The following is a 21,169-nucleotide window of genomic DNA, read 5'->3' on the forward strand; positions in this document are numbered from 1 at the left end:
CACACAGCGGCACACCAAGCAGGAAATCTGAAAAAGGTTGCCTGCTTTTTTTCTGCCCAAAATGAGGTGGTAAAGCGCCACCCCATCCACCAATTACCGAAAGGAGGGACACGAAATGCCCTGTCCACACAACGAAATCACGATTGTTCAGCGCAGCCAGCGGCAGTCTGCGGTTGCCGCCGCTGCTTACCAGAGTGGCGAAAAGCTGTTCTGTGAATACGACCAAGAAGTGAAGCACTACCCGGAAAAGCGTGGTATCGTCCACAATGAAATCCTGCTCCCGGCAAATGCCCCACAGAAATATGCAGACCGCAATACCCTATGGAACGCCGCCGAAGCGGTGGAGAAACAATGGAACTCCCAGCTTGCAAGGCGGTGGGTGCTTACCATCCCCAGAGAGATACCGCCTGACCAGTACGCTGTCCTTGTACGGGAGTTTTGTGAGCAGCAGTTTGTTTCCAAAGGCATGATTGCTGATTTTGCAATCCATGACCCCCATCCGCCGGGACACAATCCCCACGCCCATGTCCTGCTCACTATGAGGGCAATGGACGAACATGGGAAATGGCTTCCCAAGAGCCGCAAGGTTTATGACCTTGACGAGAATGGGGAACGGATCAAACTTCCGTCCGGCAGGTGGAAAAGCCACAAGGAGGATACGGTTGACTGGAACGACCAGAAGTATTGTGAAATCTGGCGGCATGAATGGGAGGTCATCCAGAACCGCTATCTGGAAGCCAATGACCGCCCGGAGCGTGTGGACTTGCGTTCCTATGCCAGACAGGGGCTTGATATAGTCCCCACTGTCCATGAGGGAGTTGCTGTCCGGCAGATGGAAAAGCGAGGTATCCAGACGAATATCGGCAACCTGAACCGGGAAATCAGAGCTGCCAACAATCTGATGAAGTCCATCCGGCAGCTTATCCAAAACCTCAAAGGCTGGATTACCGAGCTGGGCGAAAAACGGAAAGAGCTGCTTGCACAAAAGGCGGCGGAGGAAGCAACGCTTCTTCCCAATCTGCTGATGAAGTATATGGAGATACGAAAGGAAGAAAGGAAGGACTGGACAAGGGCTGGACAGAACCGTGGGACTTCACAGGACTTAAAGGCAGTCAGCGAAGCCCTGTCCTATCTCCGGCAAAAGGGGCTTTCCACTGTGGAGGATTTAGAAGCATTTCTGGAAGCGTCCGGGAAATCAGCCGCCGATTACCGCAATCAGATGAAGCCCAAGGAAGCCCGCAGCAAAGTGATTGACGGGATTCTTGCCAGCCGGACAGACTGCAAGGAATGTGAGCCTGTCTATGAGAAGTACCGGAAGATATTTTTTAAGAAAACAAAGGAGAAATTCAAACAGGAACACCCGGAGGTTGCCCGGTATGAGAAAGCCGCCGCCTACCTTGCCAAGCACCCGGACGATAAGGACAGCACCCAAAAGGAGCTGCAAGAGGAACAGGAAAAACTTGTTGGCGAAATCGCAGGGCTGAAAGAACCTTTAACCGAGGTACAGGAGGATTTGAAGAAGTTGCGGGACATCCGCTACTGGGTACGGAAAGCCACCCCCGGCACAGAGGAAAGCAAAGAGCCGCCCAAGAAGCAGCCTATCAAAGAAGTCTTGCAGGATAAGGCAGACGAGAAAAAGGCTCAAAGAACTGCCCCGGCACAGGCGAAACACAGACAACAGGATATGGAACTTTAACAGGCACTTGCCATTTTCAATCAGAGAATGTCAGGTGCTTTTCTTATTTTCAAGGAGGGATAGATTTGAATGTATTTGAAGCTGTGAAGCAGTCCGTCACAACAAGGCAGGCTGCGGAGCATTATGGAATCCATATAGGTCGGAACGGGATGGCTTGCTGCCCGTTCCATCACGATAAAACCCCAAGCATGAAGCTGGATAGGCGTTACCACTGCTTCGGCTGCGGTGCGGATGGGGATGTGATTGATTTTGCCGCCGCCCTGTATGGGCTGGGAAAGAAAGAAGCCGCCGTACAACTGGCACAGGACTTCGGGCTTTCCTATGAGGACTGGAAACCGCCGGGAAAGGCAAAAAAGCCCAAGCCCCGGCAGAAATCCCCGGAGGAACAGTTTCAGGAAGCAAAGAGCCGCTGCTTCCGTACCCTTGCCGATTATCTTCACTTGCTGATGGCATGGAGAATGGACTACGCCCCGCACTCCCCGGAGGAAGCCTTTCATCACCGGTTTGTGGAAGCCTTACAGAAGCAAGCCCATGTGGAATATCTGCTGGATGTGCTGCTGTTTGGGGAGACGGAGGAAAAAGCGGCTTTGATTACGGACTACGGAAAGGATGTGATACAGCTTGAACAGCGAATGGCAGAGCTTGCAGCCGCAGACGCAGCAAGAACTAAAAAACACCATGAACGCCATGCAGCCGCCCCAGAGCATTGAGGAAATCAAGGCGGGGCTGGAAACTACCGAGAAAGGCGGTGTCCGTCAGAGCATACGGAACTGCCTGACCGTATTTCAGCGTGACCCTCTGCTTTCCGGGGCTATCGCATACAACATCCTGACCGACCGCAAGGACATCATAAAGCCCATCGGCTTCCACAGAGAAAGCACCGCCTTAAACGATACGGACATGAAGTATCTGCTTCTCTATCTGGAAGAAACCTACGGGCTTACCAATGAGAAAAAGATTGATAACGCCATCGGAATTGTGGCGAATGAAAACAAGTATCATCCCATCCGGGATTATTTAAGTTCCCTTGTGTGGGACGGAAAGGAACGAATCCGCTTCTGCCTGCGGCACTTTCTGGGGGCTGACGCAGACGATTACACCTATGAAGCGTTGAAGCTGTTCCTGCTGGGTGCTATCTCACGAGCCTTTCAGCCGGGGTGCAAGTTTGAAATCATGCTCTGTCTGGTCGGAGGTCAGGGGGCTGGCAAGTCCACCTTCTTCCGTCTGCTGGCAGTCCGGGACGAGTGGTTCTCCGATGATTTGCGGAAGCTGGACGATGACAATGTGTACCGTAAGCTGCAAGGTCACTGGATTATCGAAATGTCGGAAATGATGGCAACCGCCAATGCCAAGAGCATTGAGGAAATCAAGTCGTTTTTAAGCCGGCAGAAAGAGGTTTACAAGATACCCTATGAAACCCACCCGGCAGACCGCCCCCGTCAGTGTGTGTTTGGCGGCACTTCCAATGCCCTTGACTTCCTGCCCCTTGACCGTTCCGGCAACCGCCGCTTTATCCCGGTCATGGTGTACCCGGAGCAAGCCGAGGTTCACATTTTGGAGGACGAAACTGCTTCCAGAGCCTATATCGGGCAGATGTGGGCGGAAGCGATGGAGATTTACCGAAGCGGCAGGTTCAAGCTGGCTTTCAGCCCCGCCATGCAGCGGTATCTCAAAGAACACCAGCGGGATTTTATGCCGGAGGACACCAAAGCCGGAATGATACAGGCGTATCTTGATAAGTACACCGGGAGCATGGTCTGCTCCAAGCAGCTTTACAAGGAAGCCTTGAACCATGCCTTTGACGAGCCGAAGCAATGGGAAATCCGGGAAATCAACGAGATTATGAACCAGTGCATTTCCGGCTGGCGGTACTTCCCGAACCCAAGAATGTTTTCAGAATATGGCAGACAAAAGGGCTGGGAGCGTGAAAACCCGGCAACGGACTCCGGCAACCCGTCTGAAAAAACGATGGACGGTTTTGTGGAGGTCACAGAACAGATGGAGCTTCCATTCTGAGAATGACAGCCCGTTGCACCTCCTGTTGCTATCCCGTTGCCGAGCCGGTTGCCGGGGAAAATCCCTTATTTCCGGGCTTTTCTCCCTTATAACAACCAAAACAACAGAAAAATAAAAGAAAAGTATAAATAGTAAGTAGTGCCAGATTGAGATTGTTTGCAAGGTCTTTTGAAGCCCGTTGCCGGACTTCGTTGCCGACACCCTCTGTCTGGCTATTTTCATGTATGGAGGATAACTGCCTATGGCGAAAAACAAAACAGAGATTCATGTGACTACTGTGTTTGACGGAGAACTGGACGCCACTGATGTGTTCGTCAGCCTGATTTCCCAGAAATACGGAAAGATAAATACGAAAGAATATCTTGCTAAAAAGAAAGATATGGGCTATAATGAAGATGAGGTTCAAAAGAGCCAGATACCGTCTGGATTGTGTGGGTAAATGGCTATGATGAACGAAATGGAATACAGAACAATCGGAAAGGCACTTGCCGGGGGCTATCGTGCGGCGGTCTATTGCAGGCTGTCAAAGGACGATGACCTGCAAGGCGAAAGTGCCAGTATCGCAAACCAGCGTGATATGCTGGAAAAATACTGCGAAAAGCAGGGATGGGAGGTTGTGGCAGTCTATCAGGACGATGGCTTCACAGGTCTTAACATGGAGCGTCCTGATTTACAGAGGATGTTGAGAGCCATTGAGCGAAGGCAAATCAACCTTGTTATCACGAAAGACCTCAGCCGACTGGGGCGGAACTATCTGCAAACCGGGCATTTGATTGAGGACTTTTTCCCAAGAAACGGTGTCCGCTATATCGCCATGAATGATGGTATCGACACCCTGCGGGATAACAACGACATCGCCCCGTTCAAAAATATCCTGAACGAGATGTACAGCAAGGATATTTCCAAGAAAGTCCATTCCTCTTATCTTCTGAAAGCGCAGAAAGGACAGTTTACCGGGTGTCTTGCCCCGTTTGGGTATCGGAAAGACCCGGAGGACAAAAACCATCTGCTCATTGACGAGGAAACCGCCCCGATTGTGCGGCTGATTTTCGGATATGCCCTGAACGGTCATGGTCCGAACTATATCCGCAGACGGCTGGAGGAAGAAAAAATCCCCTGCCCCACATGGTGGAATCGGGAACGGGGGCTTCGCAATACCCGCACCAAATGGGAAAAGAAAGACCCGGAAAACGGGCGGTATATGTGGGACTTCTCCGTTATCAAAGACCTTTTGATGAATCCCGTCTACACCGGGGCGATTGCTTCCCAGAAAAAAGACTACCGCTTCAAAATCGGCACGATTGGGGAAAAGAAGCCGGAGGACTGGATTGTGGTGGAGGGACAGCATGAACCGCTGATTGACCGCATGAGTTTTGACATTGTGCAGAACAAGCTGAAATCCCGCCAGCGTCCGGGGCAGACCAATGAAATCAGCCTGTTTGCCGGACTGCTAAAATGCGGCGAGTGTGGGAAGTCGCTGACGATACGCTACACAAACGCAAAACATCCCCAGCGGATATACTCCTGCAAGACCTACAATGCCTTTGGAAAGAACCACTGCACCCAGCACCGGATTGATTATAACACCCTTTACAGCCATGTGCTGCGGAAAATACGGGAATGTGCCAGAGCTGCCCTGATGGACGGGGAAGCGGTTGCCGACCGCCTGACCAATACCTGTGAAGCCGAGCAGCGGGAACAGCGGGAAGCAATGGAACGCTCCCTTACAAGGGACGAGGAACGGATTGAGGTTCTGGACAAAATGGTAATGCGGCTTTATGAGGATATGATTGCAGGGCGTATCAGTGAGCAGAACTTCAACACCATGCTGGAAAGGACACAGACCGAGCAGACGGAGCTTAAAACAAAAGTGTCCGAGGGCAGGAAGCGGCTGTCCGATGAAGTCCAGCTTGCCAATGACGCAAAACAATGGGTGGAAGCCATTCAGGAATACGCCAACATCACAGAGCTGGACGCAGCCACCCTCAACCGCTTAATCAAAGAAATCGTCGTGCATGAGCGCATTGACGAAAATAAAACAAGACACATTTCTATCGAAATTCATTTTAATCTCAAACCCATCCCGGAGGTGGAACAGGTCACTGCCTGACCTGTCCCGCCGGGACGGTTCTCTTAAAAATACCATATAGATTTTTTGTACGCCGCCGCCCGCCATCGAGCAGAGTTTTACACCTAATTGGGGATAAAACAGCTCATGGCAGGCGGAGGTATCGTTATTGTGGCTCAGACGGTGATTCCACAGCTTACAAGTCTGTTCTCATAATTCATGGGAACAATCATTGACAAAATCACTGAATTTATAAAGGAAATGCTGCAGGGGTGGGTGCTTGACAACCTTGAAACGATGTTAACCGACGTAAATACGAAGGTAGGTTCTATCGCAGGGGAAGTCGGGCAGACACCCAGCTCATGGAACGCAGGCATTTTTTCCATGATCCGAAACCTTTCAGATAATGTCATGATTCCCATAGCAGGAATGATTATCAGCGCCATACTCTGCTATGAGCTGATTACGATGGTAATGGATAAAAACAACATGCACGAGATGGGGAGTGAGTTTTTCTTCCGCTACCTCATCAAAGCATGTGTTGCAGTAATGTTGCTCAGCAAGACGTTTGACATTACAATGGCAATCTTTGATGTGGGAAACCATATCGTGACCAGTGCATCGGGTGTCATTACCGGCTCTACGAGCCTTGATGTGTCATCCACGTTACAGACCATGTTTAATGATCAGCTTTCCACTATGGGAATAGGCGAACTGATAGGGCTTGGAATTGAAACCATGATTGTCAGCTTATGTATGAAAATCATGTCCGTTTTAATCACCGTCGTTCTGTACGGACGAATGATAGAGATATACCTTTATATTTCAGTGGCTCCGGTTCCGTTTGCGACACTAAGCAACCGGGAATGGGGCAGTATCGGCAACAATTACATCAAGGGACTGTGTGCTCTGGCATTTCAGGGATTTTTCATCATGGTGTGCGTAGGCATTTACTCTGTACTGGTGTCAAGTGTGGCGGTTGCTTCCAACCTTCATACGGCATTATGGTCAGTGGCAGCCTACACAGTCATTTTGTGCTTCAGCTTATTTAAGACAGGCTCCCTTGCAAAATCAATACTTAATGCACATTAGTGGGAAAGGAAAATGATTATGGCAATATCAGTAGCAGTGCCAAAAGATTTAAGCGGCATCAAGACAAAGGTGGCGATGAATCTGACAAAACGCCAGTTAATCTGCTTTGGTGGTGCGGGTGTAGTGGGTATCCCCCTTTATATTTTCACAAAAGGGGCAATCGGCACACAGGCATCCGCACTGCTCATGGTGGCAGTCATGCTGCCATTTTTCTTTCTGGCAATGTATGAAAAGGACGGCTTTCCGGCTGAGAAGATTCTGTACTTTATGATACGGCAGAAAATACTGACACCGGAAATACGTCCCTATAAATCCGAAAACATTTACAGGCAGTTGGAGAAACGGGAGAAAATAGAGAAGGAGGTGCGTTATCTTGAAGAAAAAGCCGCAGGCAAAACAACAAGGTAAACCTGTAAAAGCGGGCTTGAATTTTTCAGAAAAGAGAAGGCTTGCAGAGCTGAAACGTACTCTTGCAGGAAATGACAAAAAGCAGGAAAAGCCAACCACGGCACAGAATACGATTACTTTTAAAAAGATGTTCCGTGACGGCATCTGTCAGGTGACTTCCACCTATTACACGAAAATGGTGGAGTTTTTCGATATCAACTATGACCTTCTTGAGATAGAGGATCAGGGAGAGATTCTGGAGGAGTACAGTAAATTTATCAATTATTTTGACCCGTCTATTAAGTTCCAGCTATTTCTGTTTAACAGACAGGTAAACGAACAGACTTTAATAGACCAGTTTGACATTCCTTTGCAGGGAGATGATTTTGATGATATCCGGGAGGAATATTCGGAGATGTTAAAGAAGCAGGCTGCAAAGGGCAACAACGGCATAATTAAATCAAAGTACCTTATTTTTGGTACGGAGTGCAAGGGCTTTAAAGAAGCAAAATCAAAGCTGAATAATATTGAAGCTGATGTGATTAAAAATTTTTTGAATCTTGGCACACACGCAAGAAGCCTCGACGGAAAGGAAAGACTGCGTATCCTGCATGAATATTTCAACCAGGATACAATGGAACCTTTCCGTTTTTCATTTCAGGAACTGTCAGAGTCGGGAAAGAGTGTAAAGGATTATATTGCACCGCCGGGCTTTGATTTCCGTTATCCGAGCCGTTTTAAGGCGGGAAAGCTGTACGGCTGCGTCCACTATCTGGACATTATTGCACCGAGGTTCAATGACGAGCTGTTAAAGAAGCTCCTTGACATTGATGATAACTTAACCGTTACCATGCACATGCAGACAATGGACCCGGTAAAGGCAATCAAGATGTTAAAGGCGGCTCTGACCAATATCCAGAAAATGAAGATTGAGGAGCAGAAAAAAGCGGTACGTTCCGGCTATGACATGGATATTCTGCCAACGGACATTATCACTTACGAGAAGGACACGCTGGAGCTTTTGGATGACCTGAATACAAGCAACCAGAAGATTATCAAGATGACTTTTCTCATTACCTGTTACGGCAGAAACAAGAGGGAGCTTGAAAATCTGATTCAGAGAGTATCTGGCATTATCCAGCAGGCAAACTGCAATTTGAGATGTATGCAGTATTTGCAGGAGCAGGGCCTTATGGCATCTGCACCGATTGGCTGTAATGATACGGGTATTGAGAGGGTGCTTACCACAAAGAGTACCGCTATTTTGGTGCCGTTCTGTACGCAGGAGTTATTCATGCCTGCCCCGGCAATTTATTATGGACTGAATGCCTTGTCAAACAACATGATTATGGCAGACAGAAAAAGGCTTCGTACACCGAATGGAGTCATACTTGGTACACCTGGTTCGGGTAAATCGTTCAGTGCAAAGCGTGAGATTTTATCCTGCTTTTTGATGACAAGGGATGATGTGATTATCTGTGATCCGGAGGGAGAGTATTTTGCCCTTGTGGGAGCCTTGCATGGACAGGTGGTAAGACTTGCCACCAATTCAAAGGATTACTTAAACCCGATGGATATCCAGTTAAGTCATAAGAATGATAAAGAAGCACTGAAATTAAAGAGTGATTTTATCATTACCCTCTGTGATCTGATTGCCGGAGGAAAGGACGGTCTGGAAAATGATGAGAAGGGTATCATTGACGAGTGTATCCGTCATATCTACGATGCTTATTTTGAAAATCCGGTGCCGGAGAACATGCCAATCCTTGAAGATTTGTATAATGCCCTTCTGGAGCATAAGAACAGCAAGGCAGAACGTATTGCCAATAGCCTTGTGCTGTATGTGCATGGTTCTCAGAATTATTTTAACCACCGTACCAATGTAGACAGTAAGAACCGCATTATGTGTTTTGACATCAGGGACTTGGGAAACCAGTTAAAAGAGCTTGGAATGTTAATCGTGCAGGATGCGGTATGGAACAGGGTATCGCAGAACAGGGAAAGAAAGATTGCTACCCGCTATTACTGTGATGAGTTCCACCTGCTCTTAAAGGAAAGGCAGACAGCCATTTATTCTGTGGAAATCTGGAAGCGTTTCAGAAAGTGGGGCGGTATTCCCACAGGTCTGACGCAGAATGTGGGTGACTTCCTAAAATCGGAGGAAATCGAGGGTATTCTTGGTAACTCTGATTTTGTGTATCTGTTAAATCAGAACGCAAAGGATCAGACAATCCTTGCAGATAAGCTGGGGTTGTCGGAAAAGCAGCTTGCCCATGTGACTAATTCAGAGCCGGGTTCCGGTCTTATCCTGTTTGACAACGTGGTAATTCCATTCGTGGATAAATATCCGACAGATACCAAGACCTATGCGATTATGAATACCAAACCGGAGGAAAGTGTAAGGCAGGAGGAAAATAATTAGTGGCAGAGAGAAAGAAGAAGCAGGCGGCTGTATTTGCAAAGGATGAAAGTACTTTTGTGAATGGAAGTTCTGCAAAGGGAGCTAATACCACTCATAAGGGAAAAGAAAAATGTTCCGGCACAAATCAGCCGAGAGATGAAAATAGAACTTCTGGACATGATGTCCAGAGGTCGGAACAGAAACAAAAGTCTGGACAAAATAAGCGAAAGACAGGTCAGTACCGGAAAGAGGATACCTTTGGACAGAGTGACCAGCAGTCCGGGAATACGGATACAAGTAATAATCAGAAAAGTGATTTTTCACAGGAAAATAATGCTTTTACTGAGGAGAATGTTTCTGGGCAGGAGAAAAGCCAGCCACAGGATGATTACCACCGCAGGAATACTTACCACCAATCCGAAAAAAAGAGGAAATATCGCAGGCGGGAATATCAGGACAGGCAGAGAAACAGGACTTCTGATTTTGAGCATGACTTTCAGACAAAGGACAGCACTTTTACGGAGAGTGAAAGGACAGAGTTTGAAGGAAGCGAAAAGTTAGACAGGCTTCAGAAAAAGGCAGAAAAAGCCGGGAGAAAAACAGAAGCGGCAAGAAAGAAGATTCCGAAGAAAACAGAGTATTCCCTTGAGCGTGTTTATGATGAAAAGACAGGCAGAGCGAAATATGTTCTGACTGCGGATAAAAAGGAAAAGCAGTTTAAGCCGGACAATCCCGTGAAAGTAATAACAGGCAGGGCGGGTGCAGAGGTTTCCAACTTTACGCATGGCAAGGTAGCTGAGGTGGAAAAACAAAATTCCGGAGTAGAGGGCGCACACAAGACGGAGCAGAAAGCCGAGGATGTGTATCATTTTGTAAAACGGCACCATAAGAGCCGATTACAGCGCCAGCATGAGAAAGTGAAAAAGCTGGAGAAGAAGCAATTTCAGAAAGAGGTCAATTTCCGTTATCAGAAATTTCTTGAGGAAAATCCCCAAATGCAGGAAAAGACCTTAAAGAAGCAAATGCAGAGGCGTTTGCAGAAACAGCGGATTAAGCGTGAGTATGCAAAAGCAAGGAGGGCTGGACAGGCAGCAAAGAATACAAAGGAAGCGGCAGCAAAGACAGCCAGTTTTACAACAACAGTTGCAAAAAAAGTGCAGGAACTTGCAGCAAAACACGCTGGACTGCTTGTTACCATAGGCGTTTTTGCTTTACTGCTGATTATGATTATGACCTGCATATCCTCCTGTGGTGCAATGTTTTCGGAGGGTATGAGTACCACGATGGCAGGCAGTTACATGAGTGTTCCGGCAGAGATTGATGCAGCAGATTTAGCTTTTTCTGAACTGGAAATGGAATTGCAGAAAGAAATTAATGCCATAGAAACAGATTATCCGGATTATGACGAATACCGCTACAATCTGGATGCTATCGGGCATGACCCGTTTGCTTTGATTAGTTATTTGTCGGCAGTTCATACGGAATTTACGGCGGCAGAGGTACAGAGCGAGGTGGAAAGCCTGTTTGACGAGATGTATGAGCTGACCTTAACGCCGACAACGGAAACAAGGACTCGGACAGTAACAAAGACAGGAACCAGAACCGTGACAGACCCGGTAACAGGAGAAGAAACAGAGGAAGAATATGAGTATGAGGAGGAAGAAGAATATACCGTAACCATACTTGATGTAACACTGACAGCTGTGGATTTGAATGTGGTTGTGGCAGGACACATGAATGAGGAGCAGAAGGAAATATATGCTCTTTATAATGAAACACATGGTCTTGTCCAGCAGTTTTATACACCACTTGATTTGTACTGGTACAACTATGTGAGCAGCTATTATGGCTATCGTATCAATCCGGTTACCGGAGAGGAGCAGTTCCACCGTGGTGTGGACATTGCAGTACCGACAGGTACTCAGGTTCTTGCATCTATGGATGGTACTGTTACAACAGCCACCTATGATGCTTCTTACGGGAATTATGTGGTGATTGAAAAAGATGGTTATATAACCAAGTACGCACATATGGACACGTTAAGTGTCAGCACAGGACAGGTTGTCACACATGGGACGGTCATCGGAACAACAGGAAATACCGGAAGCAGTACGGGAAGCCATCTTCATATCGAGTGTCTGTATAACGGGGAGTATTATAACCCGTTATTTTACTTTGAAGCCGGGGAAGGAACACTGTACGGAGAAGCACCGGGAAGCGGAAGTGGCGGAGGAAATGCAATACCGCCGGATTCTTATGATGATGCAACGGTGCAGGCACTTATGGAGGAAGCCGCAAAATACTTGGGCTATCCTTATGTATGGGGCGGTTCGTCCCCGTCAACGAGTTTTGACTGTTCCGGATTCGTGTGCTGGGTGTTTACCAACAGTGGTGTCCATGATTTGCCACGAACCACAGCACAGGGCATTTATGACCAGTGTATTCCTGTTTCGGCGGCAGATGCAAAGGCAGGGGACATTATCTTTTTTACAGGCACTTATAATTCACCGGGTCCTGTCAGTCATGTAGGTATCTACTGCGGAAACGGTGTGATGATACACTGCGGCGATCCGATTAAGTATGCAAACATCAATACATCATACTGGCATAGCCATTTTTACAGTTTTGGAAGATTAAATTAACCATAGGTGTAGAGTGACAATTATAATTGATAAAATTACAAAAAAGATTGATAATATACAATTATATAATAAAATATATCTGTAAAAGAAAATTACAAATAAGTTGATAAAATAGAAAAGATACAATAATGTTTGATATTAAAATTGTGTCTCTATGGATATCACATCAAGCGGGAGGGATTGTATTGGCGACAAAAAAGCAACATTATGTATGGCGTGGTTATTTAAAGCGCTGGAATGAAAGTGAGGATAGATTTGGAAGAGTTTATGTTTATAGAAAAAAAGTTTTAGGTAATCAACCAGAAATAGAATATGCACTTTTGGAAAATGTAGGGTTTGGAAAATACTTTTATGATATGACAGGATTTTCTAAGGCTGATGTAAGCGTAGTTTCACAGCTTATAGCGTATATTCAGAAAGATAAGCTTGTGCCGTTAGGATTAAATCCTGAACTGCTGGGAGATGCCAATGCCGAGAGAGATTTTATAGAAACATTAATGGGGCAATATGAAGATATAGACAATAAACATCAATTTTTGGATAAAATGATATCCGGAGATTTATCATTTTATAAAGATTCTCTTGTACAAGTAGCACTGGATGAATTGCATGATGAAGTGATGAATGCTCTTTGGGGTAGCAGAGAGAAAAGTGATGTTGAATTAATGGTAGATACTTTAAAAGCGATGGAGCATATAGAAGATGAAGATTTAAAGCATGAGTTCCATAGATTTTTCTTTATGCAGCATCAGAGGTCTCCAGTAATTTATGAAACTCAAGTGAAAAATTTTGAAACTCTAAAGTTGCAGTATCCAGCTATTAAAGATACTAATTCAAACTTTTATGCTAACTCATTAATGATTTTTTTTGTAGAGACAATGTCTGTTAATGTGTCTACTAAAATGCATACATGGATTGAACGGTATGATAACAAAACGAATGTTCCGTTTGTAACAACAGATACTCCAGTTGTTAATCTTACGGGTATGGAATTTTTAGAAAAAAATGAATTTTATTATCCTATTTCGCCTAAAATCGCAATTAAATTGTGCGTAACATCGAAGGGAAGTAAGTATGGCAAGGCAAAAAATATATGCTTGGATATGACTGATGAAAATGAGGTTAAAAAGCTGAATTTAGCAATTGCTAAAAACTGTTATAAAGAAGTTTTTTCTAATGATGAAAATGTATTAAAAAGTATTAGGTCTGAACTTCAAAGTTAATAGATTGTTATGAATGAGCAAATTCCCACCAAATGCACAAAAACAGTGTCAGATGTCTTTGAAGCAAAGACAAATTATAGATATTATCGAAATGCTGTCCGTATAGTAAATACATGAATCTGGAGAAGATTTGAGAGAAAGTGACGGCGAGTAAAAAGCAAAAAAATATACCAGAACAGGAGAAAATCGTGTTATGAAGATTGAGTCTATCAAGATAAAAAATTTTAGGAGTTATAAGGAAGAAACAATAATTCGCTTTGATAATCTTACAGTGTTAGTTGGCAGAAATGATATAGGTAAATCTACAATTCTTGAGGCGTTGGATATTTTTTTCAATGATGGCGGTGGAATAATTAAGATCGATAAGTCTGACCTGAATATTCAAGCGGCACGAAATGGTGATAGTGAAACTGTGATATCTGTATGTTTCTCGGAACTGCCAGAGTCGATTATTATAGATTCTGCGGTGCAGACTACCTTGGCTGATGAATACATGTTGAATGCGGATGGTTTGTTGGAAGTCGTAAAGAAATATAAAAATGGTGGCAAAGCTTCTGTATTTATCCATGCAAAACATCCGATGAACCCTGATTGTAAAGATTTGCTTCTCAAGAAGAATGCAGAACTTAAGAGTATAATCAAAGGTATGGGTATAGAATGTGAGAATCAGAGAATCAATACTACAATGCGGAGAGCCATATGGGAGCATTACGAGGGGAGCCTTGATTTGCAGGATATGGAGATTGATGTATCAAAGGAGGATGCAAAAAAAATCTGGGATAAACTCTCCTCTTATATGCCCGTGTACTCTCTATTCCAGTCAGATCGTAAAAACAGTGATGGAGATAGCGAAGTTCAGGATCCTTTAAAGGAAGCTGTTAAACAAATCATCAATGATGAAGAATTACAGCAAACTTTGGCTTCTGTAGCTGAGGTTGTAGAAACAAAGCTGAAAGAAGTTTCAAGCAGAACGTTGGAAAAGTTACGGGAAATGGATCCCGCTGTTGCAAACAGCTTAAACCCGGTTATCCCTACCGCTGACAAGTTAAAATGGGCTGATGTATTTAAGGCAGTGTCAATTTCAGGTGATGAGGATATCCCTATCAATAAAAGGGGGAGTGGTGTCAAGAGGCTTGTTCTGCTGAATTTTTTCAGAGCAGAAGCTGAACGTAGGGCAGCCGAAGGTGATAGTACTGGAATTATTTATGCAATTGAAGAACCAGAAACTTCCCAACATTCCAACAACCAGCGAGTGTTGATAAAGGCGCTAAAGGAACTGGCTCAAGCGGCCAATACACAGATTTTGCTTACAACACATAGCCCTGTTATTGTAAAAGAACTTGATTTTGAAAATCTTCGCCTAATTTTCGAAGATGAAGTTGGAAAACGTGTACTCTCGGTAGAACCTGCAGTTCTACAGTATCCTTCATTAAATGAAGTGAATTATGCAGCATATGGAGAAGCAACTGAAGAGTACCATAATGAGTTGTATGGTTTTCTGGAATTTCAACAATGGCTTAATGATTATAAAGCAGGAAGGCAGCAAAGACCATATCTGTATGTGAAAAATGGTAACACAAAGACATGGAACCTTGATTTGACGGAATATGTCAGACATCAAATCCATCATCCAGAAAACCATAGCAACACACACTTTACTCAAAGTGAGTTGAGGCAGTCGATTGAAGACATGAGACTTTATATCAGAAATCGTGCTGAAACGGAAGGAATATGGGATCCGATTCCTGATGGTGAGTAAGACAATGTTATATAAGAAAACAGAATAAAGAATGATTTTTCAGAATGAAAGGATGCAAAAGCCGTGAAAGCAGATGCATCCTTTTTTGTACCCAAAATGGATTGGAAGTGATGCCTTTGATTGTTAAGTTTTATCAAATATAATTGTAATTTTAGCTTATTTATTATCAAACATAATTGTAAAGGGACAATAGGAAGTGAGGACAATGACAAAGGAAAGAATTGAAAAGGAGCTTACAAAAGTCCGTGAGCAGCTTGCAGGATTGCAGGCAAGACAGAAGGACTTGGAGGAGCAGTTGCAGATGGCAGAGGATGCGGAGAAGATGAAATTCATTGAAAAAAATAAAATCTCTCTGGAACGGCTGATTCTACTGAATAAGGTCAGCGAGGAAGAAATCCGGCATCTGTTAAAGAAGAAGGAACAGGAAGAACAGTTACAGAAATCAGAAAAGGGGGCAGAATGCCATGAAGAAAAAAATGAAGTTATCTTATAAAGCGGTGTTATCGCTTATGTTATCAGCAGTATTGTTCTGTATGCCTGCTGTGGGCTTTGCCATGAACGGAAATTATGCTACGGAGGTTCATGCCGAAGATTCCATTGGAGAGAGTGAAACAGCAACAGAGCAGGAGACAGAAAGCACTACGGAAAGCAGTACAGAGCCGGAAACGGAGAGTACGGTATCAGGGAATGATGTGCCGGAGCCGGTATGTACCTGTGAGGATAAATGCAGTTCTTACGGTTATGACCATACCTGTGAGGTATGTGCCGGGGATTACAAAAAATGTGCTTATAAAAAGCCTAATGTTACCATAAACATCAACAAACCGGATGACTGGTACAACGATACTGCAAAAGTCAGCATTTCTGTATCTGATGTGGCACACACAGGCAATTTTGAGATTGCCAGTATACAGGCAAGAATCGGGCAGAATGGAAGCTGGATGGATGTAACTGAGGACAGAAAACTTGAGATTTCCGAGAACTGTACCGTATATGTGCTTGTCACAGACCAGAAGGGCAATACCTATGAAAGAAGCAGGACAATCAAATGCTTTGATACGACAAAACCTACCTTAAATGCGGCAGTCAGCGACGGACTGTTAAGCATACAGGTACATGATACGGATTCCGGTGCAAAAGCAGTCTATGTGAATGGATATGAATTTACAGACCTGACAAACGGAACCTTAAATATCCGTCTGCAACAGTTTGATGCGGGATATGAGTATTTTACGATTTCCGCTATGGACAATGCCGGAAATATGTCTGAGGTTTACAAGACAAAGAATCCATATTATAAAGACCCTGCCGATGACAGTGACGAAAATCCGGCAGAACAGCTTCCGGTCAGTGCGGAAGCCACCAAGCCAGGAAATGCCACAGGAACAGTTACAGAGCATACAGTTACAGACAGTAACGGCAACACTACTTCACAGACCAGCCTGGCAGATCAGAAAAAGCAGGCGATGGCAGAAGCGGATGCTGCAGAAAAGGGAGAGGATACAAAAGCGGAGTCTGGGCAGGGCAAGGAATTTTATACCATTCAGACTGCATCGGATAAGGTGTTTTACCTGATTATTGACAGGGACGGAGAGGAGGAAATGGTTTATTTCCTTACAGAAGTAACAGAAAATGACCTTCTCAATACAACTTCCGATAACAGTGAGACATTACCGAAAAATTCAGCAGCACTGGAGTCTGCAATTCCGACAGAGGAGAGCGCACTGCCAAACAATAACAGTGGTACAGAAGCTCAGCAGAATGAGGAAACAGAAGATACCGGGGAAACGGAGAATACGGAAAGCACAGAAACCACAGAACCGGAGCAGGAGGCGGCAGAGGAACCGAATCCTATGGTTTCCTATGTGCTTATGGGTGTTCTTGCAGTAGCCTTTATCGGTGGAGCATATTATTTCAAGGTAGTACGCAAGAAAAAAGAGGACTTCATCGAGGATGAAGATGAGGACGAAGAAGATGAAGAATACGAAAACGAAGAAGAATCGGAGGAAGTTTCCGAAGATGATTTCTTTGACGAGAAGGAGGACGAGTAAGGATGCAGTTGGTAATAGCGGAAAAGCCAAGCGTGGCACAGTCCATTGCAGGCGTAATCGGGGCGAATGAGAGAAAAGACGGATATATGGAGGGAAACGGATACATTGTTTCGTGGTGTGTAGGGCATTTGGTTGAGTTGGCACAGCCGGATGCCTATTTTGATGCATGGAAAAAGTGGAGCTATGAGAGTCTTCCCATGATACCGGAACAATGGAAGCATGAAGTAAAGAAGGATACAGCAGCACAGTACAGGGTGTTAAAGGAACTGATGCATGAAGCGAGAGTGGACAGTGTGGTATGTGCTACCGATGCCGGACGGGAGGGAGAGCTTATCTTCCGTCTGGTTTATGAAATGGCAGGCTGTAATAAGCCCATGAAGCGTCTGTGGATTTCGTCTATGGAGGAAAGTGCGATCCGGGAGGGTTTTGCAGAATTGAAACCGGGAAGTGATTATGATCATTTGTATGAATCGGCACTTTGCAGACAGCAGGCAGACTGGCTTGTGGGATTGAACGGTACAAGACTTTTTACGGTGCTTTATGGCGGCAAGGTCTTGAAAGTGGGCAGGGTACAGACACCTACCCTTGCCATGCTGGTTGACCGGGAAACAAAGATTATGAATTTTAAGAAGGAAGCCTATTACATGGCACACATCATTGGTGGTGGTGTGGATGCCGTCACCGATAAGATAAACAGTAAAACAGAAGCGGAGAATGTTGCAAATATCTGTGCAGGTGGTCAGGCACTTGTCACATCAGTATTAAAGGAAGAAAAATCCGTGGCACCGCCAAAGCTCTATGATCTTACCACGCTTCAGAGGGATGCCAACCGATTATTTGGGTTCACCGCAAAGCAGACATTGGAATATACCCAGAGCCTTTATGAAAAGAAGCTCTGTACTTATCCGAGAACGGACAGCCAGTATTTATCCGATGATATGGAGCAGACTGCAAAAAGTGTGATTGATGCAATTTTTGCTTCCATTCTGTTTGAACAGAATATCATGTTTCATCCGGATATTAAGCGGGTGTTAAACAGTAAGAAGGTTACAGACCACCATGCCATTATCCCCACAATGGAGATAACAAGGGCAGACCTTACAGTATTGCCGGAAACGGAAATGAAAATCTTATCCCTGTGTGCTAACCGTCTGCTGTGTGCCACCGGGGAAAAGCACATTTATAACACAACAAAAGCGGAGCTTCGCTGCGGAGATATTATTTTTAAGGTATCCGGAAAAGAGGTTGTGAGAAATGGCTGGAGGGACTTTGAGGATGCGTTTAAGCGTTCCTATAAAACAACAGAGGAAAAGGATACTGCCGATGAAAAGGAAAAGAAGCTGCCGGAGCCTTCCGAAGGAATGAACATTCCGGTGGAGGAAACAAAGGTAAGTGAGCATTTCACTGTACCACCGAAACACTATACGGAAGATTCTCTGCTCTCTGCAATGGAACGGGCCGGAGCAGAGGATATGGGGGATGATGTGGAGCGCAAAGGTCTTGGCACACCTGCCACCAGGGCAGACATTATTGAGAAGTTGGTCAAAGACGGTTTCGTGAAGCGTGAGAAAAAGCAGATGATACCGACGAAGGACGGCATGAAGCTGATTACGGTGCTTCCAGATGTGGTAAAGTCCCCGAAACTTACTGCCGATTGGGAAAATGCTCTTACCCTTGTGTCAAAGGGCGAATATTCCATGCAGGAATTTATGGATGGTATTGAGAACATGGTGCGTGATCTGGTGCAGACCTACCACAGCATCAGCGAGGAGCAGAAGTCCATGTTTGGAGCTGGGACACAGGAAGCACTTGGCAAATGCCCGAAATGTGGTGGCGAAGTGGTAAAGGGAAAATTTGGAGCTTACTGTAAGAATAAATGCGGCATGAATGTTGGAAGGGCAATGGGAGCCGTACTTTCCGATAGTCAGATAAAAAGTATGCTGGAGGGAAAAAAGACTCTTGTAAAAGGACTGAAAGGGAAGAAAGGCAGCTATGATGCGTATCTTATCCCGGAGGGGATTGAAGATTATTCCTATATGAAAGACGGGAAGGAAATCAAAGGCTCACAGTATAAGGTTAAGATGGAGTTTCCACAGAGGAAGAAATAAAATCTGGTAGAGGGACAGATGTGAAAGTGGTATAATTTCTTTGCATAGGTGCTATGCACCTATGCGTGAAATTTAAATTATATAGATATAGCAATGTAAAGTTATGTTGCGGAAATATATAGTTACAATAACTTGAATTATTGGGAAGTAGATTTATACATGCAAGAAGAGCAGCTTTACAGTTAAATTGCTGTATGATGAAATGGGGATAAGTGTATGAAAAATGTGTTTGAATTTATAACAAATAAAAGAGATTATACATTGCATTTTCAAAATGCAGAATATACAAAAAATGATTTTGAGTGCTTTTATTCACATGAAGATGTCATGGGAAAAGAAGTTGAATTTTTGCCTGGTATTTTTTATAAGTTTGAATTAAAGCGTTCTGTTTTGTTAAAAAACATAGTAGCTGTTTTATGTTTATATAATGGAGAGTCGCAGTTAATAAAATTACTTCCAAAGATTTTAAATGAAAAATTCGGAAAAAGGATTATTACAATTCAATTCAAAAATATTAGAGACAGTTATTCTTTTTTTATCGACCAAGAGAAAGTATATGGAAATGAGAAAAAATTTCAAGGAAAAGATGAAGCAAAATTTCAGTATGAATATGAATATGTTAAAGAAGAGCCAGAATACTTAGAAATACCGACTGAAAGGATACTTTTTCCCTGTCGAACAGGCGGTGAGGGAACGAGATGTAGTTTGAAAGGTGTATTTAGGGAGGAGGGTATATTTACAACATGTACATATGAAAATCATTATATATTTTTTGATGAGTATGAAATGCATTGCCTTACGGCTAATTCAGAAGAAGTTAGAAATATATGTAAGATGTGCAATAATTGCATGAAAACTATAGAGTTGATGAAAGAAGGACGATTTATTGGTCCTACTAAAGGCAATGATTCGGATTGTTTAACTGTTGGGGAGTATGACGGAATATATATTATAGAAAATGGTAATCATCGAGCATGTTGTGCGAAAGCATTTGGTATTTCTTTAGTGAAAGCTAAAATTCATAAGTATAGAAGAACAGAGGAATTACGCAAAGAACCAGAAGTAATAAAAGGGATAGATAACCAGAAAGTGTTAGATTCATTTTATAGGGTATTTGATGGGAAAGGAATTAGTAGAACAGTTGTAAATAAATATTTAGAAACAGATGGAACAGATGTCGGATTGATTAAATTATTAAAGGTTATTTAATTATAGGGTATTGAGGAAGTAGTGGACAGAAATATTGGTATTGGAGATATGCAATTTATGTTCCACAAAAAGTGTGAAAACTTCAGATTTATGGTCATTTCCATAAATTTATTTACCTTTTTCACATCACTAATAATTTTATAGTAAACAGCGTTAGAGCGTATAGAATAGAAATCTATATGCTCTATTTTTTTACGCAAATAAAAGAAAACAGGAGGAAATCTACATGAATGAAGCAGTAGAAAATGTAACAGACAACACAGAAGTGACCAGTAAGCAGGAGGAAACGAAAGCGGAGAAATTTATCCGTCTTGGAGAGTACCGCATGAATAAGGCGATGGATGCGATTGGCAGACTGGAGCATCTTGCCAACAAATCAGCTTATGAATACACACCGGAGCAGGTGGAAGCCATGTTCTCTACGCTGGAGTTACGGGTGGCAGATGTAAAAGCAAAATTTACGGTAACGAAAACAAGGGAAAATGCAACTTTTTCCTTTGGGACAAAGGCAGAGTAG

Annotated in this window: 18 protein-coding genes; 17 read left to right on the plus strand and 1 reads right to left on the minus strand. The window is 44.1% G+C overall.

Annotation, left to right across the window (positions count from 1 at the left end; translation table 11 throughout):
- The first annotated feature begins 115 nt into the window (after positions 1 to 115).
- The 3 genes from mobQ (at position 116) to RIL182_RS06755 (ending at position 3,712) form a co-directional block, all read left to right on the plus strand.
- Positions 116 to 1,696: a MobQ family relaxase gene (mobQ, locus tag RIL182_RS06745; protein WP_134523180.1), complete on the plus strand. Its 1,581-nt coding sequence runs from the start codon at positions 116 to 118 to the stop codon at positions 1,694 to 1,696.
- A 65-nt stretch (positions 1,697 to 1,761) separates the two neighbouring features.
- A complete protein-coding gene (locus tag RIL182_RS06750; protein WP_134523182.1) occupies positions 1,762 to 2,406 on the plus strand; it encodes a CHC2 zinc finger domain-containing protein in 645 nt (214 codons plus the stop codon).
- The gene (locus RIL182_RS06755; RefSeq protein ID WP_134523493.1) at positions 2,375 to 3,712 is read left to right on the plus strand and encodes a virulence-associated E family protein; all 1,338 of its coding nucleotides are present in this window, start codon (positions 2,375 to 2,377) and stop codon (positions 3,710 to 3,712) included. The genes RIL182_RS06750 and RIL182_RS06755 overlap by 32 nt, the downstream gene beginning before the upstream one ends.
- Before the next feature lie 28 nt (positions 3,713 to 3,740).
- Here RIL182_RS06755 and RIL182_RS22040 read toward each other — a convergent pair whose 3' ends face one another.
- Positions 3,741 to 3,980 carry a hypothetical protein gene (locus RIL182_RS22040; protein WP_006859716.1) on the minus strand — a complete coding sequence of 80 codons (240 nt, stop codon included), beginning with the start codon at positions 3,978 to 3,980 and terminating at the stop codon, positions 3,741 to 3,743.
- Between RIL182_RS22040 and RIL182_RS06765 the strand changes: the two genes are divergently transcribed.
- The 14 genes from RIL182_RS06765 (at position 3,954) to RIL182_RS06830 (ending at position 21,169) form a co-directional block, all read left to right on the plus strand.
- Positions 3,954 to 4,151, plus strand: coding sequence for a hypothetical protein (locus tag RIL182_RS06765; protein WP_009251541.1), 198 nt, complete (start codon positions 3,954 to 3,956; stop codon positions 4,149 to 4,151). The genes RIL182_RS22040 and RIL182_RS06765 overlap by 27 nt on opposite strands.
- Positions 4,152 to 5,822, plus strand: a complete 1,671-nt coding sequence (locus RIL182_RS06770) for a recombinase family protein (RefSeq protein ID WP_134523185.1) — start codon at positions 4,152 to 4,154, stop codon at positions 5,820 to 5,822.
- A 105-nt stretch (positions 5,823 to 5,927) separates the two neighbouring features.
- Positions 5,928 to 5,996: a hypothetical protein gene (locus tag RIL182_RS22135; protein WP_082241415.1), complete on the plus strand. Its 69-nt coding sequence runs from the start codon at positions 5,928 to 5,930 to the stop codon at positions 5,994 to 5,996.
- 3 nt (positions 5,997 to 5,999) lie between these two features.
- Positions 6,000 to 6,872, plus strand: coding sequence for a VirB6/TrbL-like conjugal transfer protein, CD1112 family (locus tag RIL182_RS06780; RefSeq protein WP_006859719.1), 873 nt, complete (start codon positions 6,000 to 6,002; stop codon positions 6,870 to 6,872).
- A 12-nt stretch (positions 6,873 to 6,884) separates the two neighbouring features.
- Positions 6,885 to 7,280 (plus strand): PrgI family protein, encoded by a 396-nt coding sequence (locus RIL182_RS06785; protein ID WP_006859720.1) that lies wholly within the window; start codon positions 6,885 to 6,887, stop codon positions 7,278 to 7,280.
- Positions 7,246 to 9,681, plus strand: a complete 2,436-nt coding sequence (locus RIL182_RS06790) for a VirB4-like conjugal transfer ATPase, CD1110 family (protein WP_118773021.1) — start codon at positions 7,246 to 7,248, stop codon at positions 9,679 to 9,681. The genes RIL182_RS06785 and RIL182_RS06790 overlap by 35 nt, the downstream gene beginning before the upstream one ends.
- Positions 9,681 to 12,302, plus strand: coding sequence for a CD1108 family mobile element protein (locus tag RIL182_RS06795; protein WP_134523187.1), 2,622 nt, complete (start codon positions 9,681 to 9,683; stop codon positions 12,300 to 12,302). Before RIL182_RS06790 ends, RIL182_RS06795 begins: the two co-directional genes overlap by 1 nt.
- 128 nt (positions 12,303 to 12,430) lie before the next feature.
- Entirely contained in the window at positions 12,431 to 13,525 is a 1,095-nt protein-coding gene (locus RIL182_RS06800; protein WP_006859371.1) for a DUF4238 domain-containing protein, read from the plus strand.
- 193 nt (positions 13,526 to 13,718) lie between these two features.
- Positions 13,719 to 15,284: an ATP-binding protein gene (locus tag RIL182_RS06805; protein WP_006859372.1), complete on the plus strand. Its 1,566-nt coding sequence runs from the start codon at positions 13,719 to 13,721 to the stop codon at positions 15,282 to 15,284.
- A 205-nt stretch (positions 15,285 to 15,489) separates the two neighbouring features.
- Positions 15,490 to 15,777 (plus strand): hypothetical protein, encoded by a 288-nt coding sequence (locus RIL182_RS06810; RefSeq protein WP_006859373.1) that lies wholly within the window; start codon positions 15,490 to 15,492, stop codon positions 15,775 to 15,777.
- On the plus strand, positions 15,749 to 17,335 hold the full coding sequence (locus RIL182_RS06815) for a CD1107 family mobile element protein (RefSeq protein WP_006859374.1): 1,587 nt from the start codon (positions 15,749 to 15,751) through the stop codon (positions 17,333 to 17,335). Before RIL182_RS06810 ends, RIL182_RS06815 begins: the two co-directional genes overlap by 29 nt.
- Before the next feature lie 2 nt (positions 17,336 to 17,337).
- Complete coding sequence (locus tag RIL182_RS06820) at positions 17,338 to 19,443, plus strand: type IA DNA topoisomerase (protein WP_006859375.1); 2,106 nt, start codon at positions 17,338 to 17,340, stop codon at positions 19,441 to 19,443.
- A 216-nt stretch (positions 19,444 to 19,659) separates the two neighbouring features.
- The gene (locus tag RIL182_RS06825) at positions 19,660 to 20,652 is read left to right on the plus strand and encodes a hypothetical protein (protein WP_006859376.1); all 993 of its coding nucleotides are present in this window, start codon (positions 19,660 to 19,662) and stop codon (positions 20,650 to 20,652) included.
- A 226-nt stretch (positions 20,653 to 20,878) separates the two neighbouring features.
- A complete protein-coding gene (locus RIL182_RS06830; protein ID WP_006859378.1) occupies positions 20,879 to 21,169 on the plus strand; it encodes a hypothetical protein in 291 nt (96 codons plus the stop codon).

Source organism: Roseburia intestinalis L1-82 (assembly GCF_900537995.1).
Lineage (GTDB): Bacteria > Bacillota > Clostridia > Lachnospirales > Lachnospiraceae > Roseburia > Roseburia intestinalis.